General features: G+C 72.0%; 13 protein-coding genes. 4 read left to right on the top strand and 9 right to left on the bottom strand.

The window, feature by feature from the left end; translation table 11 throughout:
• Positions 1 to 247: 247 nt before the first annotated feature.
• Positions 248 to 847: a TetR/AcrR family transcriptional regulator gene (locus tag ACGFNH_RS02095; protein ID WP_393651043.1), complete on the bottom strand. Its 600-nt coding sequence runs from the start codon at positions 845 to 847 to the stop codon at positions 248 to 250.
• A complete protein-coding gene (locus ACGFNH_RS02100) occupies positions 844 to 2,472 on the bottom strand; it encodes an MFS transporter (RefSeq protein WP_393651044.1) in 1,629 nt (542 codons plus the stop codon). The genes ACGFNH_RS02095 and ACGFNH_RS02100 overlap by 4 nt, the downstream gene beginning before the upstream one ends.
• A 158-nt stretch (positions 2,473 to 2,630) precedes the next feature.
• On the opposite strand from ACGFNH_RS02100, the gene panB reads away from it, so the two are divergent.
• The 3 genes from panB to ACGFNH_RS02115 all read left to right on the top strand — a co-directional run bounded on the left by panB (position 2,631) and on the right by ACGFNH_RS02115 (position 5,508).
• Entirely contained in the window at positions 2,631 to 3,500 is an 870-nt protein-coding gene (panB, locus tag ACGFNH_RS02105) for a 3-methyl-2-oxobutanoate hydroxymethyltransferase (RefSeq protein ID WP_393651045.1), read from the top strand.
• 155 nt (positions 3,501 to 3,655) lie between these two features.
• Positions 3,656 to 4,672 (top strand): ATP-binding cassette domain-containing protein, encoded by a 1,017-nt coding sequence (locus ACGFNH_RS02110; RefSeq protein WP_393651046.1) that lies wholly within the window; start codon positions 3,656 to 3,658, stop codon positions 4,670 to 4,672.
• Complete coding sequence (locus ACGFNH_RS02115) at positions 4,669 to 5,508, top strand: ABC transporter permease (protein WP_393651047.1); 840 nt, start codon at positions 4,669 to 4,671, stop codon at positions 5,506 to 5,508. The genes ACGFNH_RS02110 and ACGFNH_RS02115 overlap by 4 nt, the downstream gene beginning before the upstream one ends.
• A 158-nt stretch (positions 5,509 to 5,666) precedes the next feature.
• Here the strand turns inward: ACGFNH_RS02115 and ACGFNH_RS02120 are convergent, their stop codons facing one another.
• Entirely contained in the window at positions 5,667 to 9,230 is a 3,564-nt protein-coding gene (locus ACGFNH_RS02120; RefSeq protein WP_393651048.1) for a BTAD domain-containing putative transcriptional regulator, read from the bottom strand.
• Positions 9,231 to 9,417: 187 nt separating this feature from the next.
• Between ACGFNH_RS02120 and ACGFNH_RS02125 the strand changes: the two genes are divergently transcribed.
• Entirely contained in the window at positions 9,418 to 10,212 is a 795-nt protein-coding gene (locus ACGFNH_RS02125) for a site-2 protease family protein (protein WP_393651049.1), read from the top strand.
• A 119-nt stretch (positions 10,213 to 10,331) separates the two neighbouring features.
• Here ACGFNH_RS02125 and ACGFNH_RS02130 read toward each other — a convergent pair whose 3' ends face one another.
• The 6 genes from ACGFNH_RS02130 to ACGFNH_RS02155 form a co-directional block, all read right to left on the bottom strand.
• Complete coding sequence (locus ACGFNH_RS02130) at positions 10,332 to 10,529, bottom strand: hypothetical protein (RefSeq protein ID WP_393651050.1); 198 nt, start codon at positions 10,527 to 10,529, stop codon at positions 10,332 to 10,334.
• A gap of 190 nt (positions 10,530 to 10,719) precedes the next feature.
• A complete protein-coding gene (npdG, locus tag ACGFNH_RS02135; RefSeq protein WP_393651051.1) occupies positions 10,720 to 11,436 on the bottom strand; it encodes an NADPH-dependent F420 reductase in 717 nt (238 codons plus the stop codon).
• A gap of 118 nt (positions 11,437 to 11,554) precedes the next feature.
• Complete coding sequence (locus ACGFNH_RS02140) at positions 11,555 to 12,484, bottom strand: carbohydrate ABC transporter permease (protein WP_393651052.1); 930 nt, start codon at positions 12,482 to 12,484, stop codon at positions 11,555 to 11,557.
• On the bottom strand, positions 12,481 to 13,383 hold the full coding sequence (locus ACGFNH_RS02145; protein ID WP_393651472.1) for a carbohydrate ABC transporter permease: 903 nt from the start codon (positions 13,381 to 13,383) through the stop codon (positions 12,481 to 12,483). Before ACGFNH_RS02145 ends, ACGFNH_RS02140 begins: the two co-directional genes overlap by 4 nt.
• A 5-nt stretch (positions 13,384 to 13,388) precedes the next feature.
• Positions 13,389 to 14,804, bottom strand: coding sequence for an ABC transporter substrate-binding protein (locus tag ACGFNH_RS02150; protein ID WP_393651053.1), 1,416 nt, complete (start codon positions 14,802 to 14,804; stop codon positions 13,389 to 13,391).
• Positions 14,801 to 15,907: an exo-alpha-sialidase gene (locus ACGFNH_RS02155; protein WP_393651054.1), complete on the bottom strand. Its 1,107-nt coding sequence runs from the start codon at positions 15,905 to 15,907 to the stop codon at positions 14,801 to 14,803. The genes ACGFNH_RS02150 and ACGFNH_RS02155 overlap by 4 nt, the downstream gene beginning before the upstream one ends.
• Positions 15,908 to 16,149: the final 242 nt, after the last annotated feature.

Here is a 16,149-nt window from a genome sequence, read left to right on the forward strand (position 1 = left end):
GCTGCTTCGCACTGCCCCGCCTACGCACCTTAGGCGATGGCCGGTGAGTACCTTTCGTGCCGCCCCGGCGGCCGGTCTCCTACGAGGACGAACGCCCCGGGGCGAGGGGTTCCTGGTCGTCCCGGCATGCGGGCGCCTGTGACAGAACCTGGACAAACACCGGAAGTACCCAGAGAAAAAGGGCAGATGTCCGGCACCGCGTCGCGCCGCCCGCCACCCCGCGCGGAAGCCCGCCTTCCGCGCCCCGTCAGCCCGCTGCTCGCGGCCGTACGCCCTCCAGCACCGTGTCGACGATGCGCTCGGCCAGCCCTTCGGGCAGCTCCTGCCAGTCATGGAGAACGGCGCGGGCGAGCATCGGTCCGGTGAACAGATCGGTGAGCAGCTCCAGATCGACGTCGGCCCGGATCTCGCCCGTCGCCCTGCCGCGCCGCAGCACCCCGAATACGGCGTCCCGCCGCGCCCCTATGACCGTGTCCTGGTACTCCTGCCACAGCCGGGGTTGGGACCGGACCTCGGTGAGGACCGCGCGGAACACGGCCGAGGAGCGCTTCGCCAGACCCCGCCGGCGCAGGAACTCCAGCAGGAGGACGAGGTCGTCGCGGACGGACGCCCCGGTGAGTTCCGTGGCCTCCTCCTCCAGTGAGCGCATGACGTCCAGGAGCAGGGCCTCCTTGCCGGACCAGCGCCGGTAGACAGTGGCCTTGCCGACCCCGGCGGCGCGGGCGATGCCCTCCATCGACAGCCTGCCCAGCGGAGTTCCCTCCTCCAGGAGGCGGAGGACGGCCTCGATGACGGCCGTGTCCACGGCCGCGTTACGGGGGCGGCCGCGGCGCTCTGCGGTGGTCACGACTCCTCGCCCTCCCTCTCCCCGGTCTGCGGGACCGGGGTGCGGGCGGACTCGTGCACCGCGTCGTCAGGCTCCGGCGCTGGAGGGCGTCCCGGCATGAACAGCGCGACGATCACGGCCCCGGCGACCGCGACACCGGCTCCGAACACCACGGTGATGTGCATGGCGTGGATGAAGGCGTCGTTGGCGGGCTGCACCAGTGCCGCACCGGCGGGCCCGAGGCGGTCGGCGGCCGCGACCGTCGCCTCGATGGACTCGCCGGCGGCGTGCCGTACGCCCGGCGGCAGGGCGGCGAGTTCGCCGTCGATGCCGTTGCGGTAGCTGGTGGACAGCAGCGACCCCAGGACGGCGACACCGAGGGCTCCGCCGACCTGGCGGAAGGTGTTGTTGAGCGCGGAGCCGGAACCCGCCTTCTCCCGGGGCAGCGCCTGCATGATCGTGGTGGTGACGGGCGGCATGGTGTGGGCCATGCCCGCGCCCTGGAGGAAGAACAGCACCTCCAGCACCCAGATCGGGGTGTCCTGGTCGAGCAGGAGGAAGCCGGCCAGGGTGAGTGCGACAACGAGCATCCCGCCCGCGCACACCACGCGGGCACCGAACCGCTCGACGGCACGTGGGGCGCGGGGCGCGAAGAACATCTGGGCGAGCGCGAGGGGCAGTATCAGCAGCCCGGTCTCCAGCGGGGTGTAGCCGCGCACGCTCTGGGTGTAGAAGACGGTGAAGAACGTCACGCCCATGAGCGCGAAGAACACCAGCGAGATCGCGGCGATGGCGGCAGAGAAGGCGGGTTTGCGGAAGTAGCCCATGTCCATGGCCGGATGGTCGGTACGCCGCTCGTGCAGCACGAACAGCACCAGGACCAGCAGACCGCCACCGATCGCGCCGAGCACCTCCGGATCGGCGAAATCCGCGAGCTGCCCGCCCTTGATGATCCCGTAGACGAGCAGGACGAGACCGACGATCGACAGCAGGACGCCGAAGGGGTCGGTACGGCCGGGTGCGGGATCCCTGGAGTCGGGGACGAACAGCACCATGCCGAGCAGGCCGAGGAGCACGACCGGCACATTGACCAGGAAGACCGATCCCCACCAGAAGTGCTCCAGCAGCAGCCCGCCCGTGATGGGCCCTATGGCGATGGCGATCCCGACGCCGCCGACCCAGATCCCTATGGCCTTGGGCTGCTCGTCGCGCTCGAAGACGTTCATGAGGATCGCCAGGGTGGCGGGCATGACGAAGGCGCCGCCGAAGCCCATCAGGGCGCGGAACGCAATCAACTGTCCGGGTGAATCCGACATTGCGGCCAGGACCGAGCCCACGCCGAACACGACCATGCCGACGAGCAGTATCTTCCGCCGCCCCAGCCGGTCCCCCAGCAGGCCCGCGGTGAACAGCAGGCCGGCGAAGACGAGCGTGTAGGCGTTGATGGCCCACTCCAGTTCGCTCTGCGTCGCGCCGAGGCCCTGGGGCGGGGGCGTGGCGATCGTCTTCATCGCCACGTTCAGGATCGAGTTGTCCAGCACGACGATCAGCAGGCTGAACATCAGCACCGCGAGGATCAGCCATCTGCGCCGGTGGACGGCCTCGGAGACGGTTCGCGGGGCGGGAGCACCGGGGGGAGTCGCCATGCGCGCCAGGCTACCGCATTTACGATACGACCCCGTTCCGTATCTGATGAGACACGTCACGTCACCGCTCCCCTTTGCGCCTCCGGCGACAGGTGCCACCATGGAGCTGGTCCGGGGACGCCGTCAGGGCGCCTCGAGATGACGAAGGAGCCGTTGCCATGACGCATGTCTCGCCTGCCCCGAAGTCCTCCGCCGACAGCGGCAAGACGCTGTACGGCGGCACGGGAAGCCGACGCCTCACCGTCCGCGACATCGCGGCGGCCAAGCAGCGCGGCGAGAAGTGGCCCATGCTCACCGCCTACGACGCCATGACCGCCTCCGTCTTCGACGAGGCCGGCATCCCCGTCATGCTGGTCGGCGACTCGATGGGCAACTGCCACCTCGGCTACGAGTCCACGGTCCCCGTGACGATGGACGAGATGACCCTGCTGTCCGCCGCCGTCGTCCGCGGCACCCGGCGCGCCCTGATCGTCGGCGACCTGCCCTTCGGCTCGTACCAGGAGGGCCCCGTGCAGGCGCTGCGCAACGCGACCCGGCTCATCAAGGAGGCGGGCGTCGGCGCGGTGAAGCTGGAGGGCGGCGAACGCTCGGCGCACCAGATCGAGCTGCTCGTCGAGGCCGGTATCCCGGTGATGGCGCACATCGGTCTCACCCCGCAGTCCGTGAACGCGTACGGCGGCTACCCGGTGCAGGGGCGCGGCGAGGAGGCCGCCCAGCAGCTGCGCCGGGACGCCAAGGCGGTGCAGGACGCGGGCGCGTTCGCGGTCGTGCTCGAACTCGTACCGGCGGAGCTGTCCGCCGAGGTCACCGGCTCGCTGCACATCCCGACCGTGGGCATCGGCGCGGGTCCCGACTGCGACGCGCAGGTGCTGGTGTGGACCGACATGGCGGGCATGACGGGCGGCCGCGTGCCCCGGTTCGTGAAGCAGTACGCGCAGCTCCGTGAGGTGCTGGGCGGTGCGGCGAAGGCGTTCGCCGAGGACGTCGTCGGCGGGGCGTACCCCACCGAGGAGCACAGCTTCCACTAGAGGAGCCGGTCCGCGAGAAGCCACTCCCCCGGCCGGCAGCCCGCCGGAATTCCCCCGTCGGCGGGCTGCCGGCCCCCGTACGCCGCCGCCCTCCACCGGCCGGGCTGTCGGCGCTCTGTCGGTGCGATGTCGGCGGGATATGGCACCGTGCCCGTATGACGCACTACGGCATGAGCCCCGGGCGCGGAAACGCCGTCGAAGTACGGGGACTGGTCAAGCACTTCGGTGAGACCAGGGCCGTCGACGGCGTGAGCCTGACGGTGAAGGAGGGCACCATCCTCGGGGTCCTCGGCCCCAACGGCGCCGGCAAGACCACGCTCGTGCGCTGCCTGTCCACCCTTCTGGTGCCGGACGCGGGCACCGCGATCGTCGCCGGCTGCGATGTGGTCAAGCAGCCCCGGCAGCTGCGTCGCGCCATCGGCCTGACCGGGCAGTACGCCTCGGTCGACGAGAAGCTCTCCGGCTGGGAGAACCTCTACATGATCGGGCGGCTGCTCGATCTGCCGCGCCGCGACGCCCGCCGCCGGGCGTACGCGATGCTGGAGCGTTTCTCGCTCACCGAGGCCGCCCGGAGGCCCGCCTCCCAGTACTCCGGTGGCATGCGCCGCCGCCTGGACCTGGCCGCGTCCATGATCGGGCGGCCCAAGGTGCTCTACCTGGACGAGCCGACGACCGGTCTCGACCCGCGGACCCGCAACATCGTGTGGGACGAGATCGAGCGCATGGTCACGGAGGGTCTCACCGTTCTGCTCACCACCCAGTACATGGAGGAGGCCGAGCGGCTCGCGGACGATCTGACGGTCATCGACCGCGGCCGGGTCATCGCCGAGGGCGGCTCCGAGGAGCTGAAGGCGAAGGTCGGCGGACGGACGCTGCAGATCCGGCCGGCCGACCCGGTCGATGTGTACCCCATGGCCGGGGCCATCGCCCACGCCGGCCTCGACGGCATCTCGGGCGCCACTGCCGATGTGGAGGAGGGACTGGTCAAGGTGCCGATCATCAGCGACGAGCAACTGACCGCGGTGGTCGGGCTACTCGGCGCGCGCGGCTTCGCGATCGCCGGTATCGACACCCATCTGCCCAGCCTGGACGAGGTGTTCCTGGCCGTGACGGGCCAGAAGGCCTCGGCCCCGCGAGCCGTCCCGGACGCACACGAGGGGGTGGCGGCATGAGCGCGGCGACGACAGCGGCGACGACCGCGCCCGTGCGCGAGCGGGGCGAGGGGCGGATCGGCCTGCGCGCGAACCTGCGCCACATCGGCGCGCTCGTGCGGCGCAACGTGATGCAGATCAAGCAGAACCCGGAGGCGATGTTCGACGCGGTGCTGATGCCGATCGTCTTCACGCTGCTGTTCGTGTACGTCTTCGGCGGGGCGCTCGGCGGCAGCCTCGGCGGCAACCGCGACGTCTACGTCAACTATGTGATCCCGGGCATGATGGCGATGGGCGGCCTGAACATCGCGATGTCGGTGGGAAGCGGCGTCAACGACGACTTCACCAAGGGCGTGATGGACCGCTTCCGCACCATGCCCATCGCCCGCTCCTCGGTACTGATCGCCAAGGTCGTCGTCGAGACCGGCCGGATGCTTGTCTCCACCCTGATCCTGCTCACAGTGGCGTTCTGCATCGGCTTCGACCTGCGGACGGGACCGCTCGAACTGCTCGCCTCCATCGCCCTGGCCCTGGCCTTCGGCACCTCGCTGACATGGGTGTTCATGCTGCTGGGCCTGACGCTGAAAACCCCGCAGGCCGTCCAGGGCATGGGGTTTCTCGCCATAATGCCGCTGCAGTTCGGATCGTCGATCTTCGCGCCGCCCGGGACGATGCCGAGCTGGCTGGAAGCCTTCACCGAGTACAACCCGCTCTCCCAACTGGCCGACGCCGCACGGGCGTTGCTCAACGGCCAGGGCGCCGTCGCCCACCCGGTGATGGTCACGCTGGGCTGGGCGGTGGGCATCACGGTCGTGACGGCGCCGCTGGCGGTACGGCAGTTCCGCAGGAAGACGTGAGGTGAGGGTCCCGGGCCCGCCGGTCCGGGACCGTACGGCCGGGGCCGCACGGGAGCGCCTCGCACACGGGGCGGGGCGCCTCCGGGACCTGCCGTGCACGACCTCGTACCCGGACACGAGGGCGGCGACGGCGACGGCGACAGTGTGCAACGGCCCCGTCAGACGAGGGCGATGGCCTCGTCGAGCGAGAGGCCGGCGCCCTCGGCGTACGCCACCTCGTAGGCCGCGTCGCCCAGTGCCGTACGGGCCGTGGCCTCCACGGCCGCCCGGTCCTCCCGTTCCAGCGTCGGGGCGTGGTGTCCCGGCGGCAGCAGCGCGTCGTAGGCGCCGGAGAGCCGTGCCGCGGCCCGGAAGTCGTCCGCCCCGCCGAGCGCGGCCCGGGCACGCGCGCCCGTCATGATCTGGACGACCGGCAGGACGGGGGCCACCAGGTCCGTGAACGGATCCCGCGTCTTCTCCAGCGCCTGCCGGACCTTGACGAGCGCCTCGGCCGGCAGCCCGTCGAGGATGTCCAGCCACGCGAGCATCCCCAGCACCACGCCCTCGAACAGGTCGGGAAGCCGGCCCGCGAAGTCCTTCTCGCGCAGCAGCCCGATGTGCTCACGCGCCTGGGCCGTACGCCCGGTGCGGCCGAGCAGCACCGCCAGGTGCAGCCGGACGAAGGCCATGGCGTCCCGGCCCGCCCGCCGGCTGTCCTCCAGCACCTCCCGGAGGATGGACTCGCCAATCTCCATCTCGCCGGACTCGATGAGCACACTCGCCAACCGGGCCCGCAGCAGCGGCACTTGGACCTGGGCTCCGAGGCGCCTGGCGCAGGCAGCCGCCTCCCGGTAGTCCTCGGCCGCCGCCTCGTACGCGCCGTGCCGCTCGTGCGCCTCGCCGCGCGAGGACAGCGCTTCGGCCACGCCCCACAGGTCCCCGAGGCGCCGGAAGATCTCCAGACTCTCGTCGGCGTCCCGGCACGCCAGGTCGACCCGGCCCGGCCGCTCCGCGAGCATCCGGGAGCGGAACCGCAGCATGAACGCCAGCTCCCAGGTGCGGCCCAGCTCGCGGCATCCCTCCACGGTCGCGTCGACGATCCGGTACAGCCGCTCGAAGTCCCCGGTCAGCAGCACCGCGTAGAACCACATGACCCCGGGGACACGGCAGGTCTGCGGCTGCCCGGGGCGGTACGCGTCGGCCAGGCGGCGGATCCGCTCCAGGCGGTCGAGGTTCCCCTGGTGCTCCGCGGCGTACTCGTCGGTGGCGAGCCCGATCAGCCGCACCCCGCGCCGGGCCTCCTCCAGCAGGACGGGCGGCATGGGCGGCGGTGCGTCGATCGGTCGCTCGTGCAGGTCGGGCCCGGGCTCGACGGGGTCGGCGAACGGGTCGGGGCCGAGCGCGGCGGCCGCGGCCCACCACGTACGGGCGTCGGTGAGATGGTTGCGCAGCTGCCAGAACCAGCCGAGGGAGAGCACCAGGCACAGCGCCTCGTGCTCGTCCCCGGCGGCGACCGCGCGCCGCAGCGCGGCCCGGAGGTTGTCGTGCTCGCGCTCCAGGCGGTCGATCCAGGTGCGCTGGGCGGGCCCGCGCAGCAACGGGTCGGCGGTACGGGCGAGTTCACGGAAGTGGACCAGATGGCGCCGCTCGGCGGCCTCGCGTTCGGCTGCCTCGTCGAGCCGCTCGGCCGCGTACTCGCCGACGGTCTCCAGCAGCCGGTAGCGCATCGCGCCGTCGGGGCCCGGCTCGGCGACGACCAACGACTTGTCGACAAGGGAACCGAGGAGGGGCGCGACATCACGGGAATCGATGCACGGGGCATCGGCGGGCGGCCGGCCGGAGCCGGCGCGCGCGGCCACGGTGGGCGCTTCACCGGAGCCGGTCGGTGCAGCCACCGTGGGCGCTTCACCGGAGCCGGTCGGCCCGGCCGTCGTGGTCGCATCACCGGAGCCGAAGTCCCGTGCTCCGGTGGGCGGTTCGCCTCCGGGCGAGCCGCCGCCCGCTTCCCGCGCGGGCGGTACGTCCCCGCACACCGCTTCGGCGGCGGACAGGTCGCAGCCGCCCGCGACGACCGAGAGGCGGCGCAGGACCGCGCGTTCCGGCGGGCCGAGCAGGTCCCAGGACCAGTCGACGACGGCCTTGAGCGTCTGCTGCCGGGGCAGGACCGTACGGCTGCCGCCGGTCAGCAGGCGGAAGCGGTCGTCGAGGCGGTCGGCGAGCTGGCGCGGGGTGAGCAACCGGAGCCGGGCGGCGGCCAGTTCGATGGCGAGCGGCAGCCCGTCCAGCCGGCGGCAGATCTCGGTGCACGCCGCGGGGTCGTCGTCCGTACGGAACCCCGCCCGGGCCGCAGCGCCGCGCTCGGCGAGCAGCCGCACGGCGACGGGGTCCGGCAACGGCCCCACGGGACGGACCAGTTCGCCGGGAACACCGAGCGGCTCCCGGCTGGTGGCGAGCACCGAGACGCCCGGGCAGTGGCGGAGCATGAATTCGGCGAGTTCGGCGGCGGCGCCGATGACATGCTCGCAGTTGTCCAGGACCAGCAGCATCCGGCGCCGGCCGCAGTACTCGGCGAGGCGCGGGAACGGGTCGGCCGCCACCGGGTCCATCGCCACGCGCAGCCCCTCGCCCGTACTGCCGCGGATGACCGTCTCGCGCCCGCCGAGCGTGGTGACGACCGCCTCGGCCACGGTCGCCGGGTCATCGACGGGCGCCAGCTCGGCCAGCCAGACGCCGTCCGGCCACCGGTCCGCGAACGCGTCACCGGCCTCCTGCGCCAGGCGGGTCTTCCCGGCACCGCCGGGGCCGGTCAGGGTGACGAGCCGGGCGGCGGCGACGTCGTCCCGCAGGGTGGCGAGATCGGTCTCGCGCCCGACGAAGCTGGTGAGCCGGGCCCGCATGTTGCCCTGCCGGGCCGGCGTGATGCCCTGCTGCGGTGGCGGGGTGTCCGGCCACGGTGACGGGGCCGCCGATACGGGGCGGGAGGAGGTCTGCTTCTCGCCGCGGCCGGAGCCGGCCGAAGGCCCGTCGCGACCCAGCAACTCCGCGTGCAGCGACCGCAGATGAGGACTCGGGTCGGCGCCCAGGCGCTCCGCGATGGTGCGGCGGACGTCCTCGTACGCCGCGAGCGCTTCGGCCGTACGCCCCGCGTCCCGGAGCGCCCGGATGCGCAGCCCCTGGAGCGGTTCGTCGAGCGGGTGTTCGTCACAGAGGGCCGCCAGCTCCGGCAGGGCGCGGTCGGCGCGGCCGAGGTCGAGGTCCGCGGCGACACGGCAGCGGCGGGCCTCCAGCCTCCGGGCCTCGGCGCCCGCCGCGGCTCCCCCGCTGTCCGGGAGGTCGGCGAGCGCCGGGCCGCGCCACAGCGCGAGCGCCTCGTCGAGCAGGGCCGCCGCTCCGGTCGCGTCGCCGTCCGCGAGCGCCCGCGCACCTTCCCCGGCGAGCCGCTCGAAACGGCACAGATCGACGGCGTCACGCTCCGCGTGCAGCCGGTAGCCGCCCTCCACCGAGCCCACGGCGGCGTGGCCGAGCGCCCGCCTCAACCGTCCGACCAGGGCGTGCAGCGCCCCGGCGGCGTCCACGGGCGGGGCGCCGCCCCAGACCTCGGCGATCAGCGCCTCCGCGGTGCGCACCCGGCCGGGCTCCAGCGCCAGCGCGGTGAGCAGGGCACGCAGGCGTACCCCGCCGAGCGTGACGGGGTTCCCGTCGTCGTCGTGGGCCTGTGTCGTGCCGAGGATGCCGTAGCGCACCGGATCATTCTCCTGTACGGGGCGGCTGCCGCCCCATACCGGTGCGGCGCCATCGCGATCGGGCCGTCCCGGGCGGGGGCGGGGCGGAACTCACACCGGCGGGCCGCACGTTTCCCGGCTGCCGCCTGTACGGTCGGGACGCCCCGGCCTCGTCCCCCTCGTCCCGCACGCACAGGAGCTTCCATCCATGTCCACGACCATCGCCCGCAGCGACCGCCGGGTCAGCCCCGTCTTCCTCGGTCTCGTCGCGATCATGCTGGTGTCCGCCTGGGCCGTGTGGACCGGCGCCGCCACGAGCACGGGCTTCGCCGTGTTCCTGTTCGTGGTGTCCGGCTGGATCGTCTCCCTGTGCCTGCACGAGTACGCGCACGCCCGTACCGCGCTGCACGGCGGTGACATCTCGATCGGGGCGAAGGGCTATCTGACCCTGAACCCGCTGAAGTACACGCACGCCCTGCTCTCCATCGTGCTCCCCGTGATCTTCGTGATCCTGGGCGGGATCGGACTGCCGGGCGGGGCCGTGTTCATCGAGCGCGGGCGGATCCAGGGGCGCTGGAAGCACAGCCTGATCTCGGCCGCCGGGCCGCTGACCAACGCGCTGTTCGCGGTGGCGCTGACGGCGCCGTTCTGGCTCGGGACCATGGACGGGGTGCCGGACCCCTTCCGCTACGCGCTCGCGTTCCTCGCCCTGCTCCAGGTCACGGCCGCGATCCTGAACTTCCTGCCCGTCCCCGGACTGGACGGCTACGGCGTGATCGAGCCCTGGCTGTCGTACAAGGTCCGCCGCCAGCTCGAGCCGTTCGCGCCCTTCGGGCTGCTGGCGGTCTTCGGGCTGCTGTGGGCGCCGTCGGTCAACCAGGCGTTCTTCGGGACCGTGGACACGCTGCTGAACGGACTCGGCGTGACGCACTGGGACACCTACTGGGGCCAGGAGTTCTTCCGCTTCTGGCAGGGCGAGCCGCAGATCCCCGCGGGCCTCTGACCCCATCCCCCGGCCGGATCGTCCGCCGGCCGGCCGGGGCGCCGGGATCCGCTCCCGGCCACCGGATCTGCTCTGCGCGCCGGATCGGCCGTCGCGGGCCGGATCGGCCGTCGCCGGGCTCAGCCCGTGACCGTACGGTTCGCGGCGGCCGCGCGGTCGACCTTCGCCTTGCGTACGTAGTACCAGGTCATGTTGGACGAGACGCCCGCCATCATGATCCAGAGGACGCCGAGCCAGCTCCCCCGCGCGAAGGACACCACCGCCGCGGCGACGGCGAGCACGCAGACGGCGAGGGCGAAGAGGGCGAGGCGGGGCATGGGGCGACTCCTGTCCGGGATGAGGTCCCGGACATTGTCCCCCATGCCCCGGGGGCCCGTCGTCAACGGGGCATCGCGCTCACGGCGTGCGATGCGCCGAGGGCATGCGATGCGCTCACGGCGTGCGATCTGCCAACGGCATGCGATGCGCTCACAGCACCCGGTGCGCCGGCGGCGCAGCCACGACCGGTCACACGTCGGTGACGCGCAGCCCCGCGTGGGCCTTGTAGCGGCGGTTGACCGAGATCAGATTGGCCACCAGGGCCTCGACCTGGTGGGCGTTGCGCAGCCGTCCCGCGTACACACCGCGCATGCCGGGGATCCGGGCGGCGAGTGCCTGGACGAGATCGGTGTCCGCGCGGGACTCGCCCAGCACCATCACATCGGTGTCGATCTCCTCGATCTCCGGGTCCTGCAGCAGCACCGCGGAGAGGTGGTGGAACGCCGCGGCCACCCGCGCGTCGGGGAGCAGGGCCGCGGCCTGCTCGGCTGCGCTGCCCTCCTCCGGCTTGAGCGCGTAGGCGCCCTTCTTGTCGAAGCCCAGCGGGTTCACGCAGTCGATCACGAGCTTGCCGGCGAGCGGCTCGCGCAGCGCCTCCAGGGTCTTGGCGTGCCCGTCCCACGGCACCGCGACGATCACGACATCACTGCGCCGCGCGCACTCGGCGTTCTCGGCGCCCTCGATGCCCAGGCCGAGTTCGGCGGCGGCGGTCTCCGCCCGCTCGGCGGCGCGCGAGCCGATGATCACCTTCTGGCCCGCCCTGGCCAGCCGGTACGCCAGGCCGCGCCCCTGGTCACCCGTGCCGCCGAGGACACCGACCACCAGGCCGGATACGTCGGGGAGATCCCACGGGTCCTTGGCGGGGGGCTTCTGGGGTGCGGAGCCGGCAGCGTTGTTGGTCGTCATACCGCCGATCCTGCCAGGCGCGCGCCGGCCGTCACACGCCGGCGTGGCTCACCTCACGCCGGACGCGGCACCGGGTCGCGCACCGCCCCGCTCCGGTCGGCTCCGGTCCGCTCCCGCCTCACTTCACGCTGCCCTCGGTCAGCCCTGTGCGCCAGTACCGCTGGAGCACGGCCATCAGGACCATCAGCGGTACGACGGAGAGGAACGCACCGCCCACCGTGTACTGGTACAGCACCGGCTGCCGGTCGGCGTAGCCCTGCCAGCCGGTCAGGCCGAGCTGGAGCGGATAGAGACCGGAGTCCGAGAGCATCACCAGCGGCAGGAAGAAGTTGTTCCAGACGTGCACGAACTGGAAGAGGAAGACGGTCACCAGAGCGGGCGTCATCAGCCGCAGCCCCAGTGTGGAGAAGATCCGCGCCTCGCCCGCGCCGTCGATCCTCGCGGCCTCCAGCAGTGAGTCCGGTACGGCCGCGGCCGCGTAGATCCGGCAGAGATAGACGCCGAACGGGCTGACGACGCTCGGGATCAGCACGGCCCAGTACGTGTTGGAGAGGCCCATCTCGCTGAAGAGCAGATAGAGGGGCAGGGCGAGGGCGGTGCCGGGGATGAGCACCCCGGCGAGGACGAGATTGAACACGCCTTCGCGGCCGGGGAAGGGGAACTTCGCCAGCGCGTAGCCCGCGGCGGCCGAGAGCAGCGTCGCGGCGATCGCGCCGACGCCGGCGTAGAGCAGGCTGTTGCCGAACCAGCGGACGTAGATGCCGTCGTCGTAGGCCAGCAGGTCGCCGAGGTAGCGGAAGGGGTGCGGGTCGGCGAACCAGAAGCCGAAGCTGCCGAAGAGGTCCTCGGTGTTCTTGGTCGCCGAGACCACGAGCCAGTAGACCGGCACGAGGAAGTACACGGCGGCCACCGCGAGCAGCGAGGCGGTGATGATGCGGAAGCGCAGCGGCGGCTGCGAGGGGCCGCGGCCCGGGCCGGGTGCGGTGGCGCCGGACTCCCGTGCCGCGGAGGTGGGTTCGGGGGCGGTGTCCTCGGTGAGGAGCGTCATTCGGCGTCCTTCCCCGCGCGCCCGGTCATCTTCAGGAAGCCGAAGGACAGCGCGCACGCGACGAGCGCCAGCAGCACGGCCTCGGCCGCCGCGATGTTGTGGTTGTTGCCCTTGAACGCCTCGTTGTAGGCGGCCAGGTTGGGGGTGTAGCCGGAGTCGATGGCGTTGGACAGGGGCTGCAGCACCAGGGGTTCGGCGAAGAGCTGGAGCGTGCCGATGATGCTGAACACGGTCGTGAGGACGAGCGCGGGCCGGATCAGGGGCAGCTTGATGTGGCGGGCGACCTGCCAGGCGCTCGCCCCGTCGATCCGCGCCGCCTCGTACAGCTCCCCCGGTACGGCCTTCAACTGGGCGACGAGGACGAGCATGTTGTAGCCCGCGTACTGCCAGGTGACGATGTTGGCGATGGACCACAGGACGGCGCCGCGGGAGAGGAAGTCGACGTCCCAGTTCACCGCGCCCGCCATCTCCACGAACGGGCTGATGCCGGGTACGTAGAGGAAGCCCCAGAGGATCGAGGCGATGACGCCGGGCACCCCGTACGGCAGGAAGAAGGCCGTACGGAAGAAGCCGACCCAGCGTGCGGACGCGGCATCGAGCAGGAGCGCCAGCGCGGTGGCGAGGGCGAGCATCACCGGGATCTGGACGGCGCCGAAGAGCAGTACCCGGCCGAAGCCCGCGGTGAAGGTGGAGTCCTGGAGGGCGTGCGTGTAGTTCTCCAGGCCCGCGAACACCTCATGCGTGCCGCCGAGCCCGAGCGGGCCGCTCCGCTCGGTCTTCAGCAGGCTCTGGTAGAGGGCGTAGGCGATGGGGGCGATGAAGGAGAGCAGGAACAGCGCGAGAAAGGGCAGCAGGAAGCCCGTCGCGGCCCGGGCGTTGCGCGCCTCGCCGCGCGTCATGCGCCTCACCCGGTCTCCACCTTCAGGCCCTTGGCCTTCAGGTCCTCCACCGTCCGCCGCTGCACCGCTGTGAGCACGGAGCGGAAGGAACCGCCGTTGCCCAGGGCCTCGGTGAAGGCGTCGCCGAGGCGCTGGTAGAGGGTGTCCATGGCCGGGCCCCACTGCCAGCTCGTGTCCACGGCCTTGCCCGCGGCCCGGAAGACCTTGCTGTACTCCTGGCCGCCGAAGAAGTCCCGCTGGCCCTCCATGTCGGTGTTCGACCAGCCCGATACGGCGCTGGGCCAGCCGTAGCCGCCGTCGATGAGGAGCCTTATCGACCCGGGGTCGGTGTTGAGCCAGACCGCGAAGTCCATCGCGTCCTGCGGGTACTTGGTGCCACGGAAGACCGAGGTCGTCGAACCGCCCCAGTTGGCCGCCGCGTTGTCGCCCTTCTTCCACTGGGGCAGCGGTGCCACCCGCCACTTGCCGGCCGTCTTCGGGGCGTTGCCGACGAGCAGTGCGTCACCCCAACTGGCCCCGGCCCAGGCGGCGATGGCGCCGGTCTGGATGTCCTTGTACCAGGTGTTCTGCCGGTCCGGGATGGTCTTGATGAGCTTCTGCTTCACCAGCGACTCCCAGAAGTCGGCGACCTTGCGGGTCGGCGCGTCGTCGATGGCGACGACCCACGTCTCGCCCTCGGCGCGGAACCAGCGCGCCCCGGCCTGCCAGGCGAAGCCCGCGAAGCGGTTGCCGTTGGTGGCGGAGAAGGTCTCGATCCAGGCGTCCTTCTTGCGCAGGGCCTTGGCAGCCGCCTCGTACGCGTCCCAGGTCTCCGGGGTCTCGACGTCCCACCGGTCGAAGAGGTCCTGGCGTACGAACAGCCCCATGGGGCCGGACGCCTGCGGGATCGCGAACACCGACTTCCCGAACACGCTCTGCTGCCACTGCCAGCCCTCGAACCTGCCCCTGACGTCTGCGGCGCCGTACTCGGCCAGGTCCAGCAGGCCGTTGTCGAGGAGGAAGCTGGGCACCACGGGGTACTCGATCTGGCCGAGATCCGGCGGGTTGCCCGCCTTGATGGCGGCGTGCATCTTCGCGTACTGCGCGCCATTGACCGCCGACACCTTCTCCAGCTTGACCTGGACATCGGGGTTGTTCTTGTTCCACAGCTCGACGGGCTTGTCGATGCCGGGCACCCACGACCAGAAGGTGAGCGTGACCTTCTGGCCCTTCTTGCGGCCCCGCGGCTCACCTCCGCCCTCGCCCGAGTCGCCGCACCCGGCCAGGGCGAAGCCCGCTGCGGCGGCCGCGGCACCGCCGAGGACGGTGCGGCGGGCGGGTGTACGGAAGGGGTGCCGGCCGGACGAGGCGGTGCCGGAGTCGGGGCCCTGGCCGGGGCCGGGGCCGGGGCTGTCGGGGCTTGTGCGGCCGGCATCGCTCATGACAGTTCCTCCACGGGAATCCGGCGAAAGGTGATGGTGGTGTACGCGCTGAAGTCCCCGGTCTCGTACAGCAGTCCCACGGTGCCGTCGTCGACACGCACGAGGTCGGAGTAGGCCGCCGGGAGGCCGTCGGCGGTGTGCACGGCCTGCCAGGTGACACCGCGGTCGCGGCTGGCCCGTACGGTCATCAGGGCCCGGAAGCCGGGGTCGGCAGGGCCGGAGAAGAGCAGGACGTCCGGATCCCCGAGGTGGAGCACACTGCCCTGGACGACCGGTCCGGTGAGCCCCGCCTGCGGGCGGAAGGGCCGTTCCAGGGTCTCGCCGCCGTCGGCGGAGTGGGCGTCGGCGCGGGTGCCGGGGGCGGGTGAGTCATTGCGGCAGTTGAAGTAGAGCCGCCCACCCGGGAGTTCGGTGGCGGTCGTCTCGTTGGCGTTGATGTAGCCGTTCGGCCTGCTGTCGGTGTAACCGATCCGCCAGGTGGCGCCGTCGTCGTCGCTGAGGAGGGAGTGGCTGCCGTCGTACTTGCCCTCGGCGCCGGTGTCGGATCCGGACGGCGGGCCGGAGTGGTTCCCGGGGACGACGACCCGCCCGGCGTACGGGCCTTGGCGCATCTGGAGCGCATGCCCGGGCGTGGTCGCGTACCAGCGCCAGCCGGGCTTCTTGACCGACGCCGTGATCTCCCGGGGATCGCTCCAGCTCCCGCCGTGGTCATCGCTGTGCCGCACCCACACGCGGCGGCCGTCGTCGGGCCCGACCTGCCCGAGCCGGATCAACTGCTCGGTGGCCTCTGCGGCGTTGCGCACATGGACGAGGAGGACCCGGCCGCTGCGGAGGACGACGGGCGCGGGGTTGCCCGCGGTGTCGTCCCCGTTCTCGGCGACGACCCGGAGCGGGCCCCAGGTACGGCCGCCGTCGGTGGAGCGCCGCAGGACGATGTCGATGTCGCCGTGATCCTCCTGGGACCCGACGCGGCCCTCGCAGAACGCGAGCAACGCCCCGTCAGCAGCCTTGACCACAGCGGGAATACGGAAGCTCTCGTATCCGTCCTCGCCCGCCCGGAACGGTACGGAGACCTCGTACGACGCGGCGACCCCGACTGCCATGCGACCCCTCCCGCTGCTTCGTTGCACACGAGATTGCATCCTGGCTCCGATGGACGTAGGACGTCCTTCGTCCTGCGGCGAACCATAGGAAGGACCCAACGGACCGTCAAGGCGCCGGACACCCGTGTCCCGCGGGGATTTCCCGGGGATTCCGCCGGGATCCCAGCCCTGCCCACGGCGGGGAAACGGTGAGTGAACGTCACATGACGGTTCGTCTCTTACCCCTGGATACAGGGATGTTG

The organism is Streptomyces sp. NPDC048639 (genome assembly GCF_043199075.1).
Lineage (GTDB): Bacteria > Actinomycetota > Actinomycetes > Streptomycetales > Streptomycetaceae > Streptomyces.

Bases quoted from the DNA above. Each gene is read 5' to 3' on its own strand.
- npdG (WP_393651051.1), bottom strand. From the start codon at position 11,436: ATGACGACCAACAACGCTGCCGGCTCCGCACCCCAGAAGCCCCCCGCC.
- ACGFNH_RS02145 (WP_393651472.1), bottom strand. From the start codon at position 13,383: ATGACGCGCGGCGAGGCGCGCAACGCCCGGGCCGCGACGGGCTTCCTG.
- ACGFNH_RS02125 (WP_393651049.1), top strand. From the start codon at position 9,418: ATGTCCACGACCATCGCCCGCAGCGACCGCCGGGTCAGCCCCGTCTTC.
- ACGFNH_RS02140 (WP_393651052.1), bottom strand. From the start codon at position 12,484: ATGACGCTCCTCACCGAGGACACCGCCCCCGAACCCACCTCCGCGGCA.
- ACGFNH_RS02115 (WP_393651047.1), top strand. From the start codon at position 4,669: ATGAGCGCGGCGACGACAGCGGCGACGACCGCGCCCGTGCGCGAGCGG.
- ACGFNH_RS02100 (WP_393651044.1), bottom strand. From the start codon at position 2,472: ATGGCGACTCCCCCCGGTGCTCCCGCCCCGCGAACCGTCTCCGAGGCC.
- ACGFNH_RS02150 (WP_393651053.1), bottom strand. From the start codon at position 14,804: ATGAGCGATGCCGGCCGCACAAGCCCCGACAGCCCCGGCCCCGGCCCC.
- panB (WP_393651045.1), top strand. From the start codon at position 2,631: ATGACGCATGTCTCGCCTGCCCCGAAGTCCTCCGCCGACAGCGGCAAG.
- ACGFNH_RS02110 (WP_393651046.1), top strand. From the start codon at position 3,656: ATGACGCACTACGGCATGAGCCCCGGGCGCGGAAACGCCGTCGAAGTA.
- ACGFNH_RS02130 (WP_393651050.1), bottom strand. From the start codon at position 10,529: ATGCCCCGCCTCGCCCTCTTCGCCCTCGCCGTCTGCGTGCTCGCCGTC.
- ACGFNH_RS02155 (WP_393651054.1), bottom strand. From the start codon at position 15,907: ATGGCAGTCGGGGTCGCCGCGTCGTACGAGGTCTCCGTACCGTTCCGG.